The organism is Micromonospora sp. WMMC250 (assembly GCF_027460215.1).
In the GTDB taxonomy this organism is placed as follows: Bacteria; Actinomycetota; Actinomycetes; order Mycobacteriales; family Micromonosporaceae; genus Micromonospora; species Micromonospora taraxaci.
This window is the reverse complement of sequence record NZ_JAPZBJ010000002.1, coordinates 151,522-173,351: the sequence shown is the minus strand read 5'-3', so window position 1 is coordinate 173,351 and position 21,830 is coordinate 151,522. Positions and strand designations below refer to the sequence as shown.

Sequence of the window (21,830 nt, the reverse complement as noted above, 5' to 3'; positions counted from 1 at the left end):
CTTGGACAGAGATCAGGCAGCGTCGAACCAGGGCTTGCCGGCCGCCCAGTGCCGGACCCACCCGACGAATCCCGACGCCCCGGTGGTGTGGCCGAACTCGGCCCCGAAGGGCATTGCCCCCTCACCGCTGATGTTCCAGATGTGCCCGCGATGCGGTCCCGTCACGACGAGATGCCAGTACATCCCACAACCGTCCGTTCCGAGCACGATCGAGCCATGGTCGAAGACGGCATCGAGCAGCGGCTCGATCTCCTCCGACGGCCGGGAGTCCTCCTCCCACAGCCACGCCTCGGTCAGCGGGAACGGCGCCGCCACGTCGCGCACCGGGCGGTCGTCACCCCAGTCATCGGGCATCTCGGCCACCCCGAGAAGACCGAAGTCCGGTGGCCCGGAGAACGATCCGTCGGTGACCTCCGCGACGAAGGTCCGGTACGGCTCCGGCAGCACGATCCCATGCTCGGCTTCGAAGGCGTGTACGCCTGGCCAGCCCAGAGCCGACTCACCGGCATCGTCCACGAGGAGGACGCCTCGAAGGTCGGCGAGATCCGGGTGAGTGTTCGCGTTCATGACGCGTAGTCGTACCACGATGAATCCGGTGGTGCGCGGTGGCCCGGCCCGGCCGCAGCGCACCGCCCAGCACGTCGGCGCTGATCGGCTCCCCTGGTTACGCGGTCGGGTCCCAGTCTGCGAGCCGCTCCATCGGCTCGGTGTCACCGGTGGTCTTCAGGTCGTCGAGCGAAACTCGCGCGTAGAAGTAGAGAACCAGGTCGCTCGCTGCGCCTCGCATCGCCAGGTCGCCCGGCTCCGCGTCGGCGGCGAGGTCGTCGCAGCGGACGCCGTCGGCGTTGAGGGTCAGACGCCAGGAAGAGCCCTCGGTCGTGTGCAGGTCGATTGTCGCCGGCGTGAACGGCCAGGGGACGGTCGTCGCCGCGACGGTCGTCAGGAACTCGTCGACGCCCTCGACCGCGACGTCCGTCGGCAGCGGCTGCGCGACCCCCTGGGTGAGCTGGACGTCGTAGGTGTGCACGGCGATCTCCTGGATCTGGTGCCGGGCCAGGGCTCCGCTGGTCTGTGGGGCCTGCGAGCGGCCCCACCAGGTCCAGCAGCCGCGGTCCGGGCCGGCCTCGCGCAGCGCGTCGAGCATGAGTTCGGTCGACTCGGCGAGCCAGGCGTCCAGGGCGTCCCGGTCACGGGGCGCGGTCGGGGCGCCCTTCGGGTCCGTCTTGAGCGGCGGCCCAGCGCCCGGGCCCGCCGCGACGATGGCGGCTTGACGGCGGCGACCGTCGCCCAGGTGCTGCGCCAGTTCGCGCAGCGTCCAGTCCGGGCAGGTCGGGACCGGGACGTCAAGGTCGGCAGCGGACGCGATAGCGGCGCGGAACGCGGCCGAGCGGTCTTCGATCAGCCGCAGGACCTCGGGGAACTCCAACGTGTTTGGCACCTCGGCTGTGTATCACCGCGTACCGCCGTCTGAGTAGCGAATTTGTCGGACGGACGGGTCGACGGCCGGGTGGAGCGCCGGCCGTCGACGACGCCGAGTTAGTGCTGTCTTCCGCAGGTGGCGGGTCAGTCCGCCGGCCCGGAGAAGCGCGCCCGGATGTCGCTCGGGTAGGACCCCTTCTGCCAGATGACCGAGAATCGGCCGGTCGGGCTGGACGCCGGTTGTGCGTAGCGGCCGTCGGGGGCGAGGATCTCAGCCGCCCCGAACACGCCGTCCGATCCGATCGTCCTCCCGTGCACTCGGCTGGTCGAGAAGTCCGGGCTCGGCGCCTGCCAGGTGACGAGGCCATCACCGTCGTCGTCCAGAGTGATCTTCGGCCAGTCGCCGGCACCGAGCCTGGTGACCGTGCCGAGGGCTCCGGTGCCGGAGATCGAGCGGGCGAAGACCTGCGTGCCGTCGGAAGTCCACCGGCCCCAGGTCAACACGGCGTCACCGTCGAGGTCACCGGCGAGCTCGTCGAAGAGGCTCAACTCGTGGCCCGCGGGCGACACGTTGATGACGCTGCCCAACGTGTCGGTGTGGCTGTAGTGCCGCACGCGCAGGCGAGGCGGCTCACTTGCCCTCACCCACCGGTAGCTGATCACCGCATCGCCGTCCCGGTCCATGGCCATCGAGACGCTGGCGTACCTGATGTCGGTGCCCTGCCCGGCGATGACGCGCAGGGCGGAGACCCCCTCCGGGCGGACCCGGCGTGCGACGACCCGTTCGTAGCTCTCCGTCCAGGCGACGAGCGCGGTGCCGGCCCGGTCGACGGCCACGACCGGCTGGTCCGCACCCACGCCGAGGGTCAACTCCGGACCGAGCGAGCTGTCCGCGCCGAAATAGCGGGCCTTCGTCGTGTACGCGCCGTCGCGGATCTCCGTCCAGGCGACCAGCGCCAGCCCTGAGGGGTCCACCGCGACGGCCGGACTGACCCCGTGCCACGTCGTGATCATCCGCAGCGGACCCAGTTCACCGGTGGCGGACATGCGGCGGCCCGCCACGAGGCCGTCCTGCGTCCACACCACAGCGGAATCGCCGTCGTCGTCGGATGCGACCTTGGGCCAGGACGCGGACGCACCGAGCGGCGAGAGCGTCTGGACTGGCCCCAGCACACCGTCGACCGACGCGGTCTGGGCCTTCACCTGGTCGTAGCAGCCGCTCGCGTTGTTGTCGCACCCGGCCCAGGCGAGCAGTGAGTCACCCTGCCGGTCGACAGCGACGAAGGGCTGGTCCTGCCCGCTCCAACCAGCCTCCGACACGACCTGGATCGGGGACCACGTGGCCGCCAGCGCGGGTGCCGGAGCGGCGACCAGGACTGCCAACGTGCCGACCACTCCGACGGTGAGCTGTCGCACACACCGTCGGGCCGCCGAAACTCCTGCTCTGCGCACCGTCGCCCCCTCGATCGATGAACATCGTGATCCAGTGCATGATGCCATCGACCCGGCGGCACCGCTCGTCGGAAGCGGGTACGCGAAACCGCCGTCGTTGCGTGCTGCCCTTCTCGGCCCACGCGGCGCGAACTAGGTAAATCTTGCCGATGTGCGGCGGTTGCCGTCTTGGCACGATCGTTTCTGCCGGGTGTGGATCTAGCGGCTCGCGCACGCCCGGCGATCCGATCGTCAGTGACCGCGGAGGGGCTTCACGATGGACAACATGACGGACGCCGACGAGGTCGGCATTGACCTGTCGGCCCAGGTGGTCAGCCGCCACAGCGTCACGGTGACCGCGTCCGCGGACACCGTGTGGCGGATCCTCACGGACATCGACGCGTGGACGACCTGGTTGCCGGAAATCCCGTACGCACGTGTGGAAACACCCGGTCCGCTCGCGCCGGGCTCGGTGTTCCGCTGGTCCGCCGCGGGCATGGAGATCGAGTCGACGATTCTTCGGGTACGGCCGCAGGAGCGCCTCGTCTGGCGGGGATATGGTGACGGGCCGGACGGCGTCCTCGGCGTCCACGTCTGGGCGCTCACTCCGGCCGACGACGGAGTGGAGGTGTCGACCGAGGAGTCCTTCGCCGGCCCGCCTGTCGATGCCGACAGTGCGTCGTTCCAGGAGGGCCTCGACACGACCCTCGCCATGTGGCTGGGCCGCCTCAAGCGCACCGCCGAGGCGGTGAGCGCCTCATGAGGAACCGGATGGTCATCGTCGCGACGGCGGCGGTCGTCGCCGGCCTCGTGGGCGGCGCCGGTGCACCGGCCCGGGCCAAGGCCAGCGGCGGTGGCGGCTCCGACCGCACGGCGGTGCGATGTGCGGGGCAGACCGTCGACACCGCGGCGAAGATTCGCTACCGGACGGAGACGACGATCGACGCCCCGCTACGGACCGTCTGGAGGATCCAGACCGACGTGGAACGCTGGCCGTCGTGGCAGAACCCGGTCCTCTCCAGCAAGCGGCTCGACCGTGGCCCACTGCGTCCCGGTTCGTCGTTCCGATGGACGACGTCGGTACCCGAGACCGCGTTGAATCCCGCCACGACCCTCGTCGTCACGTCCACTGTCCGGCAGCTTCAGCACCAGAGGTGCCTTCGGTGGGACGGCCCGGCGATCGGTGCGGGGTTGCGCATCGACGAGGGTGTTCACGTGTGGACGTTCACCGAGGTCGACGGACGGGTTCTCGTGCGTACCGAGGAGACGTGGCGCGGTGCGCAGGTGGAGCAGGACGTCGCATTCTCCACAGCGGCTCTCCGCGCGGGTCTGGAGACGTGGCTGGCGGAGCTGAAGACGCTGGCCGAACGGGAGTGTGAGACGGACCGGCGCTGATGCCGCTCAACGGCCCCGCCGGTCTCCCACCGGCGGGGCCGTTCGTCGCTCGATCGGCCCGGCCCCGTCAGCGGAGGAGTTCGCGCAGCTGCCGGCGTGAGGTGATGCCCAGTTTGCGGTAGAGGTTCCGCAGGTGGGCGTCGATCGTTCGCGGGCTGACGAACAGCAGCGCGGCGACCTCCTTGCTGCCTGCGCCGGAGGCGACCTTGCGGGCGACGAGCAGTTCCCGTGCGGTCAGCCCCGCGAGCGGATCGGCGTCGTCGGTCAGGGTCGGCTCGCCGATGGCATCCAGTTCGCGGGCGGCGCGGGCGGCGAACCCGCGCGCGCCGATGGTGCGGAGCAGATGGTGTGCGGCGCGCAGTTCCACCCGTGCCTCGGTCCGGCGGCCGACCCGTCGCAGCCACTCCCCGTACAGCAGGCGGGCACGCGCGTAGTGGACCCGCATCCTGCTCCCGGCGAACCGGCTGATCGCCTCGCGGTAGTGGTCCTGCGCGCCGAGCCCCGGGTCCAGCAACGCGCACGCCAACTGGTGCGCACCCGTGGTCCACGCGTTCGGGTTGACCCGTGCGACGTCCCCGATCCACTCAGCCGAATCCTCGGCCTCTTCGGGGCGTCCGACGTACGCGGCGGCTTCGACCAGCTCGTGGTGGAAAGCGGTCACGGCGTACGAGCCGAGCCGATGCTGGTCCCGCACGAGCAGCAATGCGGTCAGCGCTGCCTCGTGGTCGCCGCTGCCGTTACACAGCACGGCGTTGGCGTAGTGCAACGCGGCGGGGTTCACCCCTGCCCAGCCGCGCAGCCTCTCCTGAATCTCCCGGAACCGGTCGGCGTCGCCGCTCCACGCGGCGAGCATCAGGTCGGACCCGACGAGGTTGGAGGTCCCCGCGGCCTCGTCGACCGCGCGCGCCTCGATGATGCAGACGTGCGCGTCGGCGAAGCGACCCACGATCGTCCGGGCGACCGCCTGGAATCGCAGCGCGTGGGGAAGGATCGCGTACGCTCCCTGTGCCCGGGCGAGTTCCACCTGACGGTCGACGATCTCCTCCATGGCGTCGCTGTCGCCGAGGTCGACGCTCAACACACAGGCGCGTTCCATCCACCACGGATCCGCGTCGGGTGTGCAGGCGTGCTCCCGGAAGGCGTCGACGGTGCGGCGCATCAGGGGGATCGCCTCGTCCGCCGGGCGGAGGTTCTGCTCGACCAGCGCCTGCAACAGCAGATCGACCGGACGTGGTGGCTGACGCTGCGGTACCCGTTCCCGGATGTGCAGGGCGAGCCGCCGTAGCCTCCCGGGCTCGTCGACGCTGAACATCAGCGAGGCGAAGGCTTCCAGGTAGGTCTCGCGGACCTCGTCGGGGGCCATGACGTCGGCCGCGTCGAGGAGGGCGATAGTCGCCGGGATACTGCGCGCGACGTGATAGTCGATCGTCGCGCGCAGCAGTCGCGCAGCCCGGCGGTCGGCCAGGTCCGGCTGGAGACGCTCGGCCTCGCCCACGAGTTCCCGGGCCGTGGAAGGCGCGCCCGCACTCAACCGTGCCCGGGCCGCGCCCAACAGGCGGCGTACCTGCCGCGACCGGTCCGGTGTCAGTCGGGCCGCGCGTTCGAGGAACGCTGCCACGGCCGCGAAGCCGCCGCGGCGTTGTGCCCGTCCGGCTGACCGTTCCAGCTCCGCCGCGGTCTCCTCGTCCGGCCCGGTGATCGCGTTCGCCTGGTGCCAGGCGCGGCGGTCGGGATCGGCGTCGACGTCCGTGACGGCGGCGAGCGCCGCGTGTGCCTGCCGTCGCGTGCCGGCCCCGGTCGAGCGGTACACCGCTGAACGCGCCAGCGGATGGTGGAAGTGCACCCGGGGGCCGATCACCAACAGACCGCTGTCCTCGGCCGCGGCCAGATCCGAGGCGTCCAGTCCCTGGATCGCCATGGCGCGCCGCAGCAGAACGAGGTCGCCGGTCGGCTCCGCAGCGGCCAGCGCCAGAACCGAACGCGCGGGTGTCGGCAGCCGCCGGAACCGACTCACGAACCGATGTTCCACCGCGCCGTGCCCGGCGTCGGCGGGTAGTCCGAACGGCCCCGCGTCGCGGGCGAACTCCACCAACGCGAGAGGGTTACCGGCCGCTTCGGCGAGAATCCGTTGCACGATCGCTGCCTCGTGGCCCAACGGTGTCCGGTACCGCAGCAGGGTGAGAGCCTCCGAGTCGGTGAGCCCGCCGAGGGTGAGGGCGGGTAGGCGACCGAGCTCCGAGACCGAGGCGGCGTCTCGGGCGACAAAGACCATGGCGACCCGTTCCGCCGCCACACGTGCCGCGACGAACGCCAGCACCTGCCGCGAGCCGGCGTCGATCCACTGCACGTCGTCGACAGCACAGAACACCGGCCGGCGCCGGCCTACGGCACTGAGCAGGCCCAGGACGGACAGGCCGACCAGCATCGGAGTCGGACTGACCCCCGCGTGCAGCCCGAACACCGTATCGAGCGCGTTCCGCTGCGCCGCGGGGAGTCCGGCGCGGTGGTCGAGCACGGGCGCGCACAGCTGGTGCAGGGCCGAGTAGGGCAGTTCGCTCTCGAACTCGATACCACCGGCGCGCAGCACCTGCCATCCGTCCAGCCGTGATGCGGCCTCACCGATGAGCGTCGACTTGCCGATCCCCGCGTCACCGACAACGAGCATCGCCCTGCCACGGCCCTGACCCGCGGGTGCCGTCACCGAGGCGATCTCACCCAACTCCGTCTCTCGGGCGACGAACGCCCCTGGTCTGGTAGCGAGCCGATGGCGGGTAACGGTGCCCACTCCCCTCCAGCTGTCCGGCCCGACCGATGGTATCCGCAGCCTAGGCGGGCAGCTGGAACAGTTCCAGCTGGATCCCGTCGGGGTCGCGGAGATAGAGGATCTTCGTCCCGGCCAGCGGGCCCGCTTCGACGCCGTCGCCGTCCTGGAGCACGACCGGCTCGGCGTTGACGTGTACGCCCCGATCCACCAACTCGCGGTGCGCCGCGTCGAGGTCGTCGACCTCGAAACACAGGTGCATCACCCCGACGTCGCAGTTGCGCCCGGTGAAGGGCCTCGGCTGCGGGCTGTCGTACTGGATGAGCTCCAGAAGGACGTTGTCGCCGGCCAGCGCGAACGACGCCCGCATCGACGCGTTCTCCACCTCGACAACCGCACCGATCGCCGGGTTCGTCGCCGAGATCGTCACGCCGTTCGGCGCGATGCCGAGGACGTCCTCGTACCATCGCACCGACCGTGCCAGATCACTTACCGGGACTCCGATGTGGTGCATCCTGGTCACTTTGCTCATGATCCCCATCATCAGGCGCGTACCACCACTGTGGAAGGCACAGTTCTTCCGCGTACCGCTGGTACCACCCAGCCCCCGACGCCGATGGCGGATCATGTATTCATGAATGACCTCGGAGCGGCGCTGCGGGCCTGGCGGGATCGCACGGACCCGGCCGTGGTCGGTCTCGCGAGCGGGTCACCTCGCCGCGTCGTCGGATTACGACGCGGCGAGCTGGCAGCACTGGCCGGCATCTCCCCCGAGTACGTGGCACGCCTCGAACAGGGCCGCGCCTCCACACCGTCGGTGCAGGTGTGCGCCTCCCTGGCCCGCGCGTTACGACTCTCCGACGACGAGGAGGCGCACCTGATGCGCCTGGCCGGCTTCGCCGCGGACCCGGACCGGATACCCCACCTGATCCCCAGCAGCCTGCACCGCGTCATCGACCACCTCGGCGATACCCCGGTGGCCGTCTACGACGCCGCCTGGCGGCTGCTGCACTGGAACCGGATGTTCGCGGCCGTCTTCGGCGACCCCACGAGCGCCACCGCCGACGATCGCAACGCCCTGGTCGTCCAGTTCGAATCCCGAAACCCCCGTGTGCGCCAGACCGACACCGAGCGGGCCTACTTCGAGCAGTCGTTGGTGGCCGACCTGCGCGCCACCAGCGCCCGCTATCCCAACGACCCCGACGTGGCGGCACTGGTCTCGCGCATGGAGGGCAACGACAGGTTCTGCCACCTCTGGGCCCTCCGGGCGGTGGCCAATCACGAGAGCGCGCACAAGACCGCAGTACACCCGGACGTGGGCGCCATCCCGCTCGACGCGAACGTCCTGACCACCCAGAACACCGACCTGCGTCTGGTCGTCCTCACTCCTCGGCCCGACACCACCGCTCGCGAGAAGCTGGATCGACTGGGTTGAGAGCCCCGCCCTCGTCGGTGCCCCACCTCGGCGATCGACGGCATCCGTCACGTCGGGCACGTCCGCAGATCGTCGTTGGCCTCGACCCGTAGACGGCTCTCCGTCGCGAGGTGCTGCGCGGCGAGGACAGCAGCACGGACGATCTTCGTGGGGTGATAGAGGTCCTTGTCGTGCCACAGCGCGGGACCCTCCTGCGGGAGCGCGCTCGCCCTGTCCAGATACGACATGCCTCGGCTGAGGGCCGCGTCAGCGGCCGGTAGTTCCCGCCCCGCGACGGCCAGGATCTGCATCGCGTACGCCGTCTCCTCCGACGATCCGTTCCAGCGACCCCAGGATCCGTCGGGCTGCTGTGTAGCTACCACCCAACGCACCGCGCGGGCCAGGGACTCCGCAGCCGCGGAAGGGGCGGCATCGGCCAGCGCCAACGTGCAGCAGACGGTCGCGTAGTAGGGAGAGGCATGCCATCGATCCTGCCAACTGCCGTCCGGTAGCTGGCAGGATCGCAGCGCATCGACCAGGCGCCGGACCGCGGAGCGGCAGCGTGGCGCGGAGTCTGACTGCGTCGCCATGTGCCGGCTCAGGGCGTCCAGGACGTGGGCGTTGGTAGTGACCGAGAAGCCGTCCTCGCCCGGCCAGGTGCAGAATCCGGCATCCGTCTCGAATCTCCACAGGCTTTTCGGATCGGTGGGCACGCCCAGCCACGACAGCGCATACAGAGTGACTGAGGTGGTATCCGCGTCCGGCGGCAGGCCAGGGCCGGCTGGTGTCCCCACCGATGTCAGGTCTGCTGTCAGGCTGTCGACCAGGTCCGGAACCGAGGGTACGGCGATGCCGGCCCGTGCGAGGGAACCGACGACCCACGCACGCTCGAAGACGCCGAGCGGCGTCGCGCAGGGGGCGAGACCGTCGTGTCGCTGAACGACGGACTCCAGGTGTGCGCGTACCCAGCCATGCCCATCGGCCTCTCCCGCCGCACCCAACCAGGCGGCGGTGGCGGCCGGCGACGCGCCGATGACGCCTGGCGGCAGCGGTTGGACACCGACGGCGTCCTGGGCGATGTCACCGACGACCTCCAACGCGTGCAGCAGCTTGTCGGGCACCGGCGCGCCTGCCGCGATGATGCCCCTCACGACGTCGAGTCTCTTGCCAGCCATGCCGGGCGGCAGGGGCAGCCGAGGACCTGCCTGCCAGTGGACCAGACCGCGCGTAATGTCGCGGCACGTCAGGTGCTCGTTGATGGCGTCGGTCAACGCCGGCACGATGAGGTCGATCGCTGGTGTATCCGGGATGGTGCGTGTGGTCGCCAGCCAACTCCTGAGCCACAGCAGCCCACGGTCGACAGCGTCGACCAGCATGTCAGCGGGAGACCTGGTCAGAACGGCGAGGAGAGCCTCCGTGGCGCTCAACGTCGGAACCAGGGCGTACCCCTCTGGTGGGCCCCATCCGCCGTCGAGTCGCTGGGTGCGCAGCAGGTGCCGCACCCGCTCGTCATGGCCGGTCAGCCAGGGAGCCAGACTCACGAGCCGACCGGTTTCGTAGGTGGACGGGGACATCTGCCCGGCTGGTTCTCGCAGCATCGCCTCGACCAGCTCAGCTGCGCCGGTCGAGGCGAGGGTCCGGCCCTCTGGTCCCCGCGCCTGTTCCGGGAAAGCGCCGTCAACGTTCAACGGTGCCCCAATAGTCCGTGCCGCGATAGAAACCACTGGTGAACCCGATTTCCCGGGCCAGGTAACGGGCTTCCTGCGCGCACCTGCTCTCCAGCTCCTGAAGCAGTGCCCGACACTTGTCGACCCGCTCGGCGACGTGCCGGTTGATGTCGTCCCTGTCGACGCCGAGCATGAGGGCGTTGAGGTCGCCTGTCTTGAGATCGCGTTCATAGCTGGCCATGTCGTTGACCAGACGCAGGATTTTCTGTACCTCGCGACTGGCCGCTGTCAGTTCGGGCAGGTGGTCCAGGGTCTCCTCGTCGGCGGTGGCGAGCCAGTGCGACACGTTGACGAAGGACGCGCCGTAGTTGTCGGCGTTGTCGAGGTATTCCACGAACGACGGCAGCTGACGCTCGTCGGCTGCCCTGGCGGCTCGCCACCGCCACTCCACGACCTCAGCGGTGAGCATCCTGTCGACCTCGTCCCGCCACAGCGACTGAGCACCTGCGAAGGCAGGCACGGCGGCCAGGTCGTCGCGAATCTCGGCGAGAAACTGGCCGAGCGCGTCTCCGGCCGCCGGCGTGGCGCCGCCGGCCACCGCGACGCAGGCGGAGGCGATCGTCGTTACGGAGTCCACTGACGTCGCAACAGTGTCGACGATCCAGTCTTCCGCGGTGACCCACAGCGACGCCCGGTTGGCGACGCGAAGCTGCTCGGCCGTGCACCACGGCGCTATGAACGCCGTCGACAGCGCCAGCGCGCCCAGCATGGCGCCGTCAACCGGCGGGCTGGGAAACAGGGTGGGATACACCGACACGCACTGCTGTAGATCTCGATGGCCCCGAGCGGCGAGGACGCAGATACGTCCCTGTTCCGCAGCTGCCGCGAGGCTGTCGGCGACGCTGGTGGTAGGCACAGGCACTCCTCTCATGCGGCGGTGCGAGTTGTGCGGGTCAAGACCATTTCCACGGGACGTGCGGGACGGAGCGAGGCGGCGACCCTCGTGCTGGGGATGGCGGGATCGTTCAGACGGAACCGGAACCGGCTCAGGAAGGTCGCCACGACCAGAACGGCCTCGAGTGCGAACAGGTGCTCGCCCAGACAGCGGTGCCGCCCGCCTCCGAAGGGGTAGTACGCGTACCGGTGGCGACCCTCGTCACGGCCCGGCGCGAAACGCTCCGGGTCGAAGACCTCCGCCGTCTCCCCCCAGAGCGCGGACATCCGGTGCGTGGCGTACGGCGAGAGGATGACGCTCGCCCCCTTCTTGATGCGTACTCCGCCGAGCACGTCCGCCTCGGCCGCGCGACGGGGCAGAATCCAACCGGCCGGGTAGAGCCGGAGGAGTTCGTCCAGCACCATCCGGGTGTAGGTGAGTTCCTGGAGGTTCTCGGCGCGGATCGGACCTTCGCCGATAACATGGTCGACCTCGGCGTAGAGCCGACTGGCGACCTCGGGGTTGTTGGCGAGGACCGGCCACAACCAGGTCAGCACGACGTACGAGGTCTCCGTCGTGACCGCGACCATCGACACCAGGTCGTCGCGCATCTGCTTGAGGCTGAGCGGAGCTCCGTCAGAGGTCCGGGCCCGCGCCAGGGTGGACAACACGTCGTCGCTGTCGCCGGGTCGCTGGAGCGCCTCGTTCAGTACGGGCAGCAGGATGTCGTCGATTGTGCGAACCGCAGCGATGAAGCGTCGGTCGCCGGGCAGGCGGATCCACCACGGCACCCCCGGCGCGAGCAGGCGCGGTCCCATCGCCGTGACGATCACCTCCTGCGCTGCCATGATCCGCAGGGCGGCTTCGATGTCGATTCGATCGGCGAAGAAGACCCGCATGATGGCACTGGAGACGATCCGGGACAGCTCGGAGCCGACATCGATCGGCGTTCCCGCAGCGGCCGCCGCCTCCAGCTCGTCGACCGAGGTGGCGATGGCCTCGGCCATGGTGTCGACCAGAGGGCCAATGCGAGTCGTCCTGAACAGCGGGCCGAGTGTCCGCCTGCTGGCCGCCCAGGTCTCACCCTCCGCGAGGATGCCGTCTCCGACCAGTCTCCGTACTGACCGCCACAGTGCGGTGTCGTCACCTCGTGGGTAGATGTCGGCCTTCTCCTGCAGCACCTGCTGCACGTCGGCCGGGTCGGTGACGAGATAGGCGCTGGAAACTCCCAGTCCAAGGCGGACGACGGCACCGCCGGACCAGTTCGCGATGTCGACGAGCGACTGGTGTGCGTCGCGGATCAGCCGCGGTAGCGCCTTGTAGACAGGAATGGCCATGGCCTTGGCACCTGGCGTCGTTCCCGGCATCGTGAGACCCCTCCCCACCGCACCTGCCGGGCGCTCATGCTCACCCGGATCGATGTCACAGTGGCCGCCAGTGTCCTAGGTGTAACGTGAACGAGCAATGGGTGACGTGAATAGTCACACCACACCTCACGATGATCGACATGCCCTCGATGCCGGTCTCGCCGCAGCCTCCGCCCCCGCCCACCGGTGTCGCCGCGAGGTGGTGCGAGCCTCCGGAGCGCCTCTCATCGAATCCGCTACACCCCGCAGGATGGTCATTTAGGCTGCGTGGGCGGGCCGCCCGGTTCGACGCGGGCGTCGCGTCAGCGCTGTACGGACTGATCGGCGCTTCCCCTCGGCGGCCCGGCTCCACCACTACGTCAGTCGGCAAGGGAGCTGCCGCGACGGCACGTGACGCCCCGGTCTTCGCCGTCGGCGGCCGAGCCCGGCTACCGGTAAGGAGCAGCGGTGACCCACAGCGAACAGCGACGCCAGGAGATCGTCGTGGGCCTGGTGGCAACCCCACCGGACCATCCGGCCCGGGTGGCTGCGAGGCTCGCCACCGAGTTGGCTGCCCGACTCGCCGATGATGTGGGCGCTGACGTGCGGTGGGTCGTCCGGGAGGGATGGGGCGAGGTGGCGCCGCGCCGCGACGGAGGCGTCGAGCTACTGCTCGACGATCTGGCGCAGCGGCGCGCCGACGACCGGTGGGACATCGCGATCTGCCTGACCGACCTGCCACTGCACGCCGAGCGGGTGCCGCTGGTGGCACAGACCTCCGCTCGACGTCGAGTCGCGGTCGTGTCCCTGCCTGCGCTGGGACTGCGCCAGCTGCGAGCGGCCCGCGCTATCGTTCCCGATCTGGTGAGCAGGCTGTTGACGGACACTTCCGACCAGCGGATGCCGAGGGATGGCCAAGCAGCAGCCGAGATGGCATCCCGGGCTCCCGCCATCCACCGGGAGATCGACGGGACCGACGCCGGTGAACGGCGCTACGTGGCGTCGGGGCTGGTCGGACGGGTTCGCCTGTTGAGCGGGATGGTCCGCGCCAACCGCCCGGGGCGTGCCCTCCTGGGTCTGTCCAAGTTGCTGGTCGGCGCGTTCGGCACGGCGGCGTTCGCGCTCACCACGGACACCATCTGGCAGATGGGCGATGCGCTCGGCGGACTCCGGCTCGCCGTGATCATGCTGCTCGGGCTGGCCGCGTTGGTGGCCTGGCTGATCGTCGCGCACGACCTGTGGGAGAAGCCAGACCGTGAGACACCGACCGCGATGGCGCGGCTGTTCAACCTGGGGACGATCCTCACTCTCTCTCTGGCCACGGCGGTGTCCTACGTGGTGTTGTTCCTGGGAACGGTGCTCGTCGAGGCACTGCTGATCGACACGTCCGTGCTGGAGCAGACTCTGCAACGGCCGGTCGATGTCACCGACTATCTGACGCTCGCCTGGATCACCAGCTCGCTGGCCACCGTGGGCGGCGCGATCGGCTCCGGGCTGGAGAACGAGGAAACGGTCCGGGCCGCCGCATACGGCTACCACCCCCAACCCGACGGTTGGCGCGACGAGAAAGGCGGACAGCCCCACAGCGGAGGGTAAGTGGGCGCAGAGCCGAGCCGCGACGGTCAGCTGGTGGGCTGGAAGACGGCCCGTACGCATCCGTCGAGCTTCTGTTTGAACATTTCGTAGCCGCGCGGCGCTTCGTCCAACGGCGGCGACGGCAGGGAGTCGGGCGCCGTTGGTCACTGCCCCGGCCAGCCCCACCGAGCAGGCGCCGGGCAACCATCCCGCCGGCTACCGCGGCCGCCCCACCGATCAGCCACCTCATGTCCGCCCCTGTCACGTGATCTGCTCGTGCGGGTGCCGTCAGTAATCGGCAACCTTCACCGCAAACGCTTTCATAAGGGGCGGAACCCGCAAGGGCGTTTGGGACAACCGCGCGGCCTCCGGCCCTACAACATGTCCAGCGGTTGCGGGCCGGTAGGTGGCGGGAATGCCGCGTCGAGTCCCGCGATGTCTTCCTCGGTCAGGCGCAGGTCGCGTGCTTCCGCGTTCTCCCGCGTGTGTTCCGGGTTGGACGATCGAGGGATGGCCGAGACCATCTCCTGCCTCAGCACCCAGGCCAGCGCGACCTGGGCGGGCGTCGCCCCGTGCCGCGCGGCGACCTCCGCGACCTGGTCGTGGCCGAGCAGTCTGCCCTGCTCAATCGGGGAGTACGCCATCACCGGGATTCGGTGTTCACGCAGCCACGGCAGCAGGTCGTACTCGGGACCACGGCGGGTGAGGTTGTAGAGGATCTGGTTGGTCGCGCAGTCGTTCCCGCCCGCTTCGAACAGCTCGGTCATGTCGGAGAGGTCGAAGTTGCTCACACCCCACTGCCCGATGTCGCCGGCATCGACGAGTTCGGCGAACGCCTCGATCGTCTCCGCGAGTGGATGCGTGCCGCGCCAGTGCAGCAGATAGAGGTCGATGTGGTCGACGCCGAGTCGCTGCAGGCTACGGCGGCAGGCCTGCACGGTTCCCTGCCGGCTGGCATTGGATGGCAGCACCTTGTCGACCAGGAACACGTCATCGCGTCGTCCGACAATGGCCTCGCCGACGAGCTCCTCGGAAGCGCCATCGCCGTACATCTCCGCAGTGTCGATCAAGGTCATACCCAGGTCCAGGCCACCGTGCAGGGCGGCAATCTCGTCCGGTCGCCTCTCGGAGCGCTCACCCAGGTACCAGGTGCCCTGACCAAGCACGGGCATGGTCTGGCCGGACGGCAGTTCGACAGAAGCGGTAGGGAGAGTCATGTCGGCCTTTCCGGGGCCTCGGCGCCAGGGCGTGAGTGCGTTACCCGCATCGACCAGAAAAAGTCTCGTATCACGACCGTGCTCCGCGCTGACCGTGCCGGATCCGGCGAGGAGGCCGATCCGTCCATGCTTGAGCGGAGTTCGGCGACCTGTTTCCCGGTAGTGACACCGGGAAGGCGACCGCGAGCCAACCATGCGCCGCCGACGGGGCGGCGCCACGAAGGGAAGGCCGCCAAATGGCGCAGAGCCAGCAGCCACTGACCGGCAAACGAATCGCCTGCCTCGCCGCCGACGGAGTGGAGGACGTCGAGTACACCCAGTCTCGCGCCGCCGCGGAGCAGGCGGGCGCCGAGGTCCACCTGATCTCGTTGAATTCCGGCCAGATCCAGTCGATGAACCAGGACATCGAACCGGCCAACCACTATCGCGTTGATCGGACGGTGAGTAACGTCGATGCGGCCGACTACGATGCCCTGTTGCTGCCGGGCGGGACGGTCAATCCCGACCGGCTGCGGATGAACCCGCAGGCGATGGACTTCGTCCGGGCGTTCTTTCAACAGCAGAAGCCAGTGGCGGCGATCTGCCACGGTCCGTGGTCGTTGGTCGAGACCGGCATGGTCAGCGGCCGGACCGTCACTTCGTTCCCCAGCCTGCGAACCGACATCCGCAACGCGGGCGGGAACTGGGCGGACCAACAGGTGCAGGTCGACAACGGCCTGGTCACCAGCCGCAACCCCAGCGACCTTCCGGCCTTCTGCGCCAAGATGGTCGAGGTGTTCGCCCAGGGTGAAGACGTTCGCCAGATGGCGACGGCCTGACGCTGTGGGGGTTCAGGATCCGGAGGCTCAGGCCAGGCCTGAGCCCCACAGCGGAGATAACCCGATCCCGATGGCCGAGACTGCCACCCCTGCCGAGCAACGGCTGCTGGACGCACATCGGCGGCGGCCGCGACGCCTCCAGTCGGCGGCGACATCCGGGAAGCGGCGCTCGTGGTACGGCCGCCGGGCAGGGTTCGCCGACAACTCAGCCGTGCCACTGCTGACGGTCGCCACCTTGACGCCGTCCTGAGCAACGGGACAGGGATCGCCTCCATACCGCGACCGATGCGCGGATTGAGGTGGTTTCCGAGGGGTATGCGGGCCTCTATGGGTTGCGTCAAGGTCCGTGACGTACCCGATCCCAAGATCCTCAACGAGCGCGATGCCATCGTACGGATCACTTCCACCGCGATCTGTGGCTCGGACCTGCACCTGGTCGACGGGTACATACCCACGATGCAGGACGGCGACGTCATGGGGCACGAGTTCATGGGCGAGGTGGTCGAGGTCGGCCGGGGCGTCGACCCAGGTCGGCTGCGCGTCGGGGACCGGGTCGTCGTGCCGTTCCCGATCGCCTGCGGCGCGTGCGGCGCCTGCGCCGCCGAGTTGTACTCCTGCTGCGAGAACTCCAACCCCAACCCCGGGATCGCGGAGAAGATGTTCGGCCACCCGGTCGCCGGGATCTTCGGCTACTCGCATCTGACCGGCGGCTTCGCGGGCGGTCAGGCGCAGTACGCGAGGGTGCCGTTCGCCGACGTCGGTCCCTTGAAGATCGAATCCGACCTCACCGACGAGCAGGTGCTGTTCCTGTCCGACATCCTGCCCACCGGCTACATGGGCGCCGAGATGTGCGACATCCAGCCCACCGACGTGGTGGCGGTGTGGGGCGCCGGCCCGGTCGGGCAGTTCGCCATGGACAGCGCCAGGGCGCTCGGCGCGGCAAAGGTCATCGCCATCGACAAGGAGCCGTACCGGCTGCAGATGGCCGAGCGGGCGGGCCACACGCCGGTGAACTTCGAGGAAGTCGATGTGCGGTCCCGGCTGCTCGATCTGACCGGTGGGCGAGGCCCGGACAAGTGCATCGACGCGGTCGGCATGGAGTCGACCCACGGTGCCGCGCACGTACACGCCTACGACCGGATCAAGCAGGCAGTCCGCTCGGAGACTGAGCGCCCGCACGCGCTGCGGCAGGCGATTCTGTCCTGCCGCAGCGGCGGCATCGTCTCCGTCATCGGTGTGTACGGCGGATTCCTCGACAAGTTCCCGGCCGGGGCGTGGATGAATCGGGCGCTGACCCTGCGTACCGGTCAATGCCACGTGCAGCGCTACATGAAACCACTGCTGCAGCGCATCGAACGCGGGGAGATCGACCCGACCCGGGTCATCACCCACACCCTGCCCCTGGACCAGGCAGAACGCGGGTTCGAGATCTTCAAGAACAAGCAGGACAACTGCGAGAAGGTCGTCCTCAAACCCTGACCACCACCCGCATCCGGCCACCCTGGCACACCCGGTGGCCGGATGCGGTGCCCGTCCGCAGGCACCGATCTTCTGTGGACGCCCTGCACTCACAACCCCGGCTCTCCATCTGTTTGCCACAGGCGACCCTGGGTAGGCGCAGTCGGTGAGCGGGCCAGACGCAGACCTCGGCACCCGGTCAGACACCAGCCGCGCGGTGGCGTTCAGCGACGCCATCTTCGCCATCATCATCACGTTGCTGGTCCTGGACCTCCGGGTGCCGGACGTTCCTCCTGGCCGCCTCCTGTCCGGCCTCCTCGAGCAATGGCCCTCGTACGCCGCGTATCTCGCGTCCTACTCATATGTGGCCGTCGTCTGGCTCAACCACAAGGCGGCGTTCAACCGCATCCAGCAGGTCGATCGCGGCCTGCACTGGATGAACCTGTTCGTGCTGTTCAGCACGGCGCTACTGCCTTTTCCAACCGCCGTCGTGTCGGACGCGCTGCAGGAGCACAACAACGCGGACCAGCGGGTGGCCGTCGCCTTCTACGCGCTGATCGGCGCGTTGCTGTGCGCTACCTGGCTGGCGTTCTACCACTACCTGGCGAAGAACCCGGACCTGCTCAAGGACCAGGCCAAAGGCGGCTTCTTTCCCGTCGAGCGGTTCCGAGCCCTCGCCGGGGTCGTCCTGTACGTCCTCGCGGGCTTGGTCGGCTACCTGGTCGCGCCGCTGATCGGCCTGACCATCTTCGTCCTTCTGCCCGTCTTCTACGCCGTCACCAGCGCCGGCCTGTACCAGTCGCCCGTGGCCCGACGTATCACCCACAGTCCTCCGCCGCGACCCTGAGCGCGGACGAACCGTCGTTTCACCCGTTTGGCGGCGGCATGGGGCGTCTCGGCGGCGTGCTGGCCGGCTCTCCGGCCCACGCCCCGCGGCAACGGCGATCGTCAACAGCAGCCAGCCACTGAGGCGGGTCACGACCCGGCCCAGATCGGTGACCTGGTTGGCCGCGACGGCCGGTTCCGAAGGTGTAGGAGAGCAGCGCGTGCCCGAGCGCGATCCGGCGCACACGGTTGCCTCTCGGCACAGCCACCTGTGCCGCCAGGGGCGTCATCACCTCTGCCGTCTCAGGCGCTCTCGCCGTAACGTTCCCTAGTCAGCCGATTGGCCGTCTCCGGATCGAGACCGCTGGCGCGGAGCAGGTCACTCGCCGCTACGCGCGTCTGGGTGATCAGCGTCTGACTGAACCGGCCGGTGGCAACGTCGCCGGCCTTGCGGGCGCTGTGCATGGCCGCCAGGGCCGTCGCCCGCGCCCGCTGCGGTTCACGGCCCGACACGCGTTCGGCCCGAAGGTGCTCGTTGGCGTCGGCGAGTTGCCTGAGTGTCGTGGTCAGCTCAGACGGAACAGACTCGTCGTACTGCAACACGGTCGCCGAGGTACGCGCCAGATCCTGTGCGTCGCCAACCAACCGTTGGGCATGCTCCGCGAAGTGGGCGAACTGTTCCACGTCGTCACGCCTGAGCCATCTCGCCGGCGCCAGACTCACCACCTCCTTCGCCCCGTCGAGCGCCTGCGACAATCGTGCGAGGTCGGGTCCTGAGTCCAGCAGGCGCTGCAGGGACGCGGTCGCCTGCTCAGCGTCACGCTTGTCCAACGCGGTCGCGACGGTCCGTAGCTCCCCGCTGGTCAGCTCGACGATCGGCGTGGCCGCCCGGTTGAGGACGCGCATCGGGTTGACCGGAAACAGGAGCGTGACCACCGCCAGCCCCACCGCCCCACCGATCAGGGCATCCAGGATCCTGGGCCACTCGAGGTTGGGATCCGCCGGCGACAGGGCCGCGATCACGACAGCCGAAGCACCCGCGTGGGCCACTGTCGCGCCGCTGCCACCGGAAAGGATCAGCGCGAACGCGATCGCGATCCCCACCGCCAGACCGATCTGCACCGTTCCTTGGCCCAAGGTGTAGAGCAGAGTATCCCCGATGAGGATTCCGATCACGACGCCAACCAGCGTCTGGACGGTTCGCCGGACCCGCTGGCCGATCGCGGCGACGATAGTTCCGACCGCTGCGGACGGAGCGAAGACCGGTGCTGGGTTGCCCAACACGTCGTGTCCGATGAACCAGGACAACGCCGCGGCCAGCGCCGCCTGCACCGTGATCACCAGGATGACGTCCGTCAGGTGCAGCCGCACCCGCCATCCCCGACGCCCACGCTCGCGAGCCTGCTGCGCCGCCTGCCGCACCTCGGCCGTCACGGCGTCGACACCTGAGGGCGGATCGGGCGAAGGTTCCTGGGCGCCAGGCATGGGGGTAACTACCCGAAGCAGCGACAAACAAGTCAGCGACCAGTGCCGTCTGAGTCGATGGTGGCCCGGCACAGCAGCCGCAACCGACCGGATCGGTTGCGGGGCCCCGTGTAAGACCTGCCTCAGGTCGGGGTCGTAGACCCGAGCCTGTTCCTGGCATCGCGTATCACCGGCCATTCGTCGCTGGGCCTGCCCGTGTCTTCGAACGGCAACTCGGCGATGAAGATGTCCAGCCCCCGCCGTACTCAAGAGCATTCCGGTACCGGGGGCTCCCACTGGAGATCAACCGATCCAGACTCGGACACAACGTGTACAGCGTCCTAGGAGGGTGACTTCGAGGCCTTAGGCGTGGTGGCCGTCGCCAGGGCAAGCCGTCCGCTCGAAGCATGGGTGCCCAGGCACCGGGTATCCACCCGGGCATGGGTAGCCAACAGCGCAACAAGCATGACAGCGGCGGCGAGTCGGCGCGGGGCCGCAGGCACCCGGGCAGCGGCGCACGGGGCAGGCAGGGGGCCACTGTGGAGCACTCGCCGAACCAGCGGCACGAGCGCACCGCGACCGGATCAGCTGGCACCGAGCGCGACCACAGCCGGTCGAAGGCGGCCCGGGAGGGGCGAGTCAACCGCCAAGGTACGGCCTGACCCTCTATCACCCCTCCTCCCCGCGCTCGTGGGGCAGCTCGACGCCTGCCCGACTGCCGGCGGCAGTCGCCACAGCCGGCAGTCCTCCCGGTCCGGACGGGATGCGACGCTGAAGGCGTGGCTTCCCGATCGGCGTACACGTGGACAAGCCCCCGCCCGCCGGTGCCGCCCGGATGAGCATGGTGTCGGCGTTCGTACCGATCTGGATGCTCACCGCGGTCGGCTACGCGGCCTGTCGTTGGGGCCTGCTGGGCGAGGCGGCGGCAGCGGTGCTCGGCCGGTTCGTGTTCCATCTCGCGATGCCGTCGGCCCTGTTCCTGGCTCTGTCCCGAATGCCGCTGTCCGGGTTCGCCGGCCGCCCGCTGCTCGCCTTTGCCATAAGCACCGCAACAGTTGTCGGGGTCGGGTGGGTCGCCGCGAGCTGGCTGTTCGGTCACACGTCCGGCGAACGGCCGATCTGGGGCATGGCTGCCGGTTACGTCAACTCGGCGAACCTCGGCATCCCGATCGCCACGCAGGTGATCGGCAACGTGTCGTTCCTGGCCGAGGTGCTGCTGCTGCAGGTGCTCGTGGTGACGCCCGTGATCCTGATCGCCCTGGACCGGCACAGCGACCCGGCGGGGTGGGTACGGGTCGGCCGTATCGCCTCCCTGCCCGTACGCAACCCGGTGATCCTGGCGTCGCTGCTCGGTGTCGCCTGCTCGGCTACCGGCCTGCATCTGCCGTCGACCGCCAGCGCGTCGCTCACCCTGCTGTCGGGCGCCGCCGTTCCGGCCGCCCTGGTCGCGCTCGGCGCGTCACTGCACCGCACGGGGCCGTCGCGGGTCGAGCCGACCCAGCCGGCCGAACTGGCCGTGCTCACCGCGCTGAAGCTCGTCGCACAGCCGGTCATCGCGTACGCGGCCGGCCTGGCCTTGCACCTGTCCGCGCCGCAGTTGCTCGCCGTGGTGGTGTGCGCGGGCCTGCCGACAGCGCAGAACACGTTCATCTACAGCCAGGAGTACGGCGTCGGCGAGACGGTCGCCAACCGGGCGGTGGTGGCGACCACAACGCTGTCACTGGCCACCCTGGCCGCAGCGGCGGCGCTACTCCGGTAGCGGGGACGCGCATCGACAGACCTGGGTTCTCCCTCGCTGCCGTCATGCGGCTCGCATAGCCCACAAAGGCGCCGTCGCCCACATGTCGGCGTTAGGTTCCGCGTCGTCCCCGACATACGACAGATCCTGGTCGAACGGCCGGCCGAACACCACGCCGAAGTTGAGGATCTCCCCGACCGCTGCGTGTTTCACCAGGCCGAGCAGGTTGGTCGCGGTCCGGGTCGACGGGCGGCGAATGTCCTACTCGCCGAGCCCGTCGAGCTTCCACAGGAGCGCGTCGCGGCCGCCCTTCAGGTACCTGTGCAGGTCGTCCTTCATCGCGGCACTAAGGCACCCCGGCTGGATCT

At 69.4% G+C, this 21,830-nt stretch carries 18 protein-coding genes; 8 read left to right on the top strand and 10 right to left on the bottom strand.

The features are described 5' to 3' along the window. Positions 1–12 precede the first annotated feature (12 nt). The 3 genes from O3438_RS00980 to O3438_RS00970 all read right to left on the bottom strand — a co-directional run bounded on the left by O3438_RS00980 (position 13) and on the right by O3438_RS00970 (position 2,871). A complete protein-coding gene (locus O3438_RS00980; protein WP_269678078.1) occupies positions 13–567 on the bottom strand; it encodes an SMI1/KNR4 family protein in 555 nt (184 codons plus the stop codon). Between the two features lie 97 nt (positions 568–664). Continuing rightward, the gene (locus O3438_RS00975) at positions 665–1,438 is read right to left on the bottom strand and encodes a maleylpyruvate isomerase N-terminal domain-containing protein (protein WP_269678077.1); all 774 of its coding nucleotides are present in this window, start codon (positions 1,436–1,438) and stop codon (positions 665–667) included. A 125-nt stretch (positions 1,439–1,563) separates the two neighbouring features. Next, the gene (locus O3438_RS00970; RefSeq protein ID WP_269678076.1) at positions 1,564–2,871 is read right to left on the bottom strand and encodes a hypothetical protein; all 1,308 of its coding nucleotides are present in this window, start codon (positions 2,869–2,871) and stop codon (positions 1,564–1,566) included. Positions 2,872–3,136: 265 nt separating this feature from the next. On the opposite strand from O3438_RS00970, the gene O3438_RS00965 reads away from it, so the two are divergent. Continuing rightward, complete coding sequence (locus O3438_RS00965; RefSeq protein WP_269678075.1) at positions 3,137–3,613, top strand: SRPBCC family protein; 477 nt, start codon at positions 3,137–3,139, stop codon at positions 3,611–3,613. Further along, complete coding sequence (locus O3438_RS00960; protein ID WP_269678074.1) at positions 3,610–4,245, top strand: SRPBCC family protein; 636 nt, start codon at positions 3,610–3,612, stop codon at positions 4,243–4,245. The genes O3438_RS00965 and O3438_RS00960 overlap by 4 nt, the downstream gene beginning before the upstream one ends. 67 nt (positions 4,246–4,312) lie before the next feature. On the opposite strand, the gene O3438_RS00955 is transcribed toward O3438_RS00960, so the two are convergent. Both O3438_RS00955 and O3438_RS00950 read right to left on the bottom strand, forming a co-directional pair. Beyond that, positions 4,313–7,030, bottom strand: a complete 2,718-nt coding sequence (locus O3438_RS00955) for an AAA family ATPase (protein WP_269678073.1) — start codon at positions 7,028–7,030, stop codon at positions 4,313–4,315. A gap of 40 nt (positions 7,031–7,070) precedes the next feature. Next, positions 7,071–7,538, bottom strand: coding sequence for a VOC family protein (locus O3438_RS00950; protein ID WP_269678072.1), 468 nt, complete (start codon positions 7,536–7,538; stop codon positions 7,071–7,073). A gap of 102 nt (positions 7,539–7,640) precedes the next feature. Between O3438_RS00950 and O3438_RS00945 the strand changes: the two genes are divergently transcribed. Further along, positions 7,641–8,441, top strand: coding sequence for a helix-turn-helix transcriptional regulator (locus O3438_RS00945; RefSeq protein ID WP_269678071.1), 801 nt, complete (start codon positions 7,641–7,643; stop codon positions 8,439–8,441). Positions 8,442–8,488: 47 nt separating this feature from the next. On the opposite strand, the gene O3438_RS00940 is transcribed toward O3438_RS00945, so the two are convergent. The 3 genes from O3438_RS00940 to O3438_RS00930 form a co-directional block, all read right to left on the bottom strand. Next, a complete protein-coding gene (locus O3438_RS00940) occupies positions 8,489–10,018 on the bottom strand; it encodes a prenyltransferase/squalene oxidase repeat-containing protein (protein ID WP_269678070.1) in 1,530 nt (509 codons plus the stop codon). Positions 10,019–10,097: 79 nt separating this feature from the next. Further along, positions 10,098–11,018 (bottom strand): terpene synthase family protein, encoded by a 921-nt coding sequence (locus O3438_RS00935; RefSeq protein ID WP_442929550.1) that lies wholly within the window; start codon positions 11,016–11,018, stop codon positions 10,098–10,100. Next, on the bottom strand, positions 11,015–12,352 hold the full coding sequence (locus O3438_RS00930; RefSeq protein WP_269683539.1) for a cytochrome P450: 1,338 nt from the start codon (positions 12,350–12,352) through the stop codon (positions 11,015–11,017). The genes O3438_RS00935 and O3438_RS00930 overlap by 4 nt, the downstream gene beginning before the upstream one ends. Before the next feature lie 483 nt (positions 12,353–12,835). On the opposite strand from O3438_RS00930, the gene O3438_RS00925 reads away from it, so the two are divergent. After that, positions 12,836–13,963 (top strand): hypothetical protein, encoded by a 1,128-nt coding sequence (locus O3438_RS00925; RefSeq protein ID WP_269678068.1) that lies wholly within the window; start codon positions 12,836–12,838, stop codon positions 13,961–13,963. Between the two features lie 353 nt (positions 13,964–14,316). On the opposite strand, the gene O3438_RS00920 is transcribed toward O3438_RS00925, so the two are convergent. Continuing rightward, positions 14,317–15,114 carry an aldo/keto reductase gene (locus O3438_RS00920; protein WP_269683538.1) on the bottom strand — a complete coding sequence of 266 codons (798 nt, stop codon included), beginning with the start codon at positions 15,112–15,114 and terminating at the stop codon, positions 14,317–14,319. A 281-nt stretch (positions 15,115–15,395) separates the two neighbouring features. Here O3438_RS00920 and O3438_RS00915 point away from each other — a divergent pair, with 281 nt between their 5' ends. From O3438_RS00915 to O3438_RS00905, 3 genes are all read left to right on the top strand, one after another. Further along, positions 15,396–15,977, top strand: coding sequence for a type 1 glutamine amidotransferase domain-containing protein (locus O3438_RS00915; protein WP_269678067.1), 582 nt, complete (start codon positions 15,396–15,398; stop codon positions 15,975–15,977). Between the two features lie 327 nt (positions 15,978–16,304). After that, on the top strand, positions 16,305–17,456 hold the full coding sequence (locus O3438_RS00910) for a zinc-dependent alcohol dehydrogenase (RefSeq protein WP_269678066.1): 1,152 nt from the start codon (positions 16,305–16,307) through the stop codon (positions 17,454–17,456). A 145-nt stretch (positions 17,457–17,601) separates the two neighbouring features. Beyond that, positions 17,602–18,282 carry a TMEM175 family protein gene (locus O3438_RS00905; protein WP_269678065.1) on the top strand — a complete coding sequence of 227 codons (681 nt, stop codon included), beginning with the start codon at positions 17,602–17,604 and terminating at the stop codon, positions 18,280–18,282. 281 nt (positions 18,283–18,563) lie between these two features. On the opposite strand, the gene O3438_RS00900 is transcribed toward O3438_RS00905, so the two are convergent. Then, entirely contained in the window at positions 18,564–19,694 is a 1,131-nt protein-coding gene (locus tag O3438_RS00900; protein ID WP_269678064.1) for an FUSC family protein, read from the bottom strand. 832 nt (positions 19,695–20,526) lie between these two features. Here O3438_RS00900 and O3438_RS00895 point away from each other — a divergent pair. After that, positions 20,527–21,483 (top strand): AEC family transporter, encoded by a 957-nt coding sequence (locus O3438_RS00895; RefSeq protein WP_269678063.1) that lies wholly within the window; start codon positions 20,527–20,529, stop codon positions 21,481–21,483. Positions 21,484–21,830: the final 347 nt, after the last annotated feature.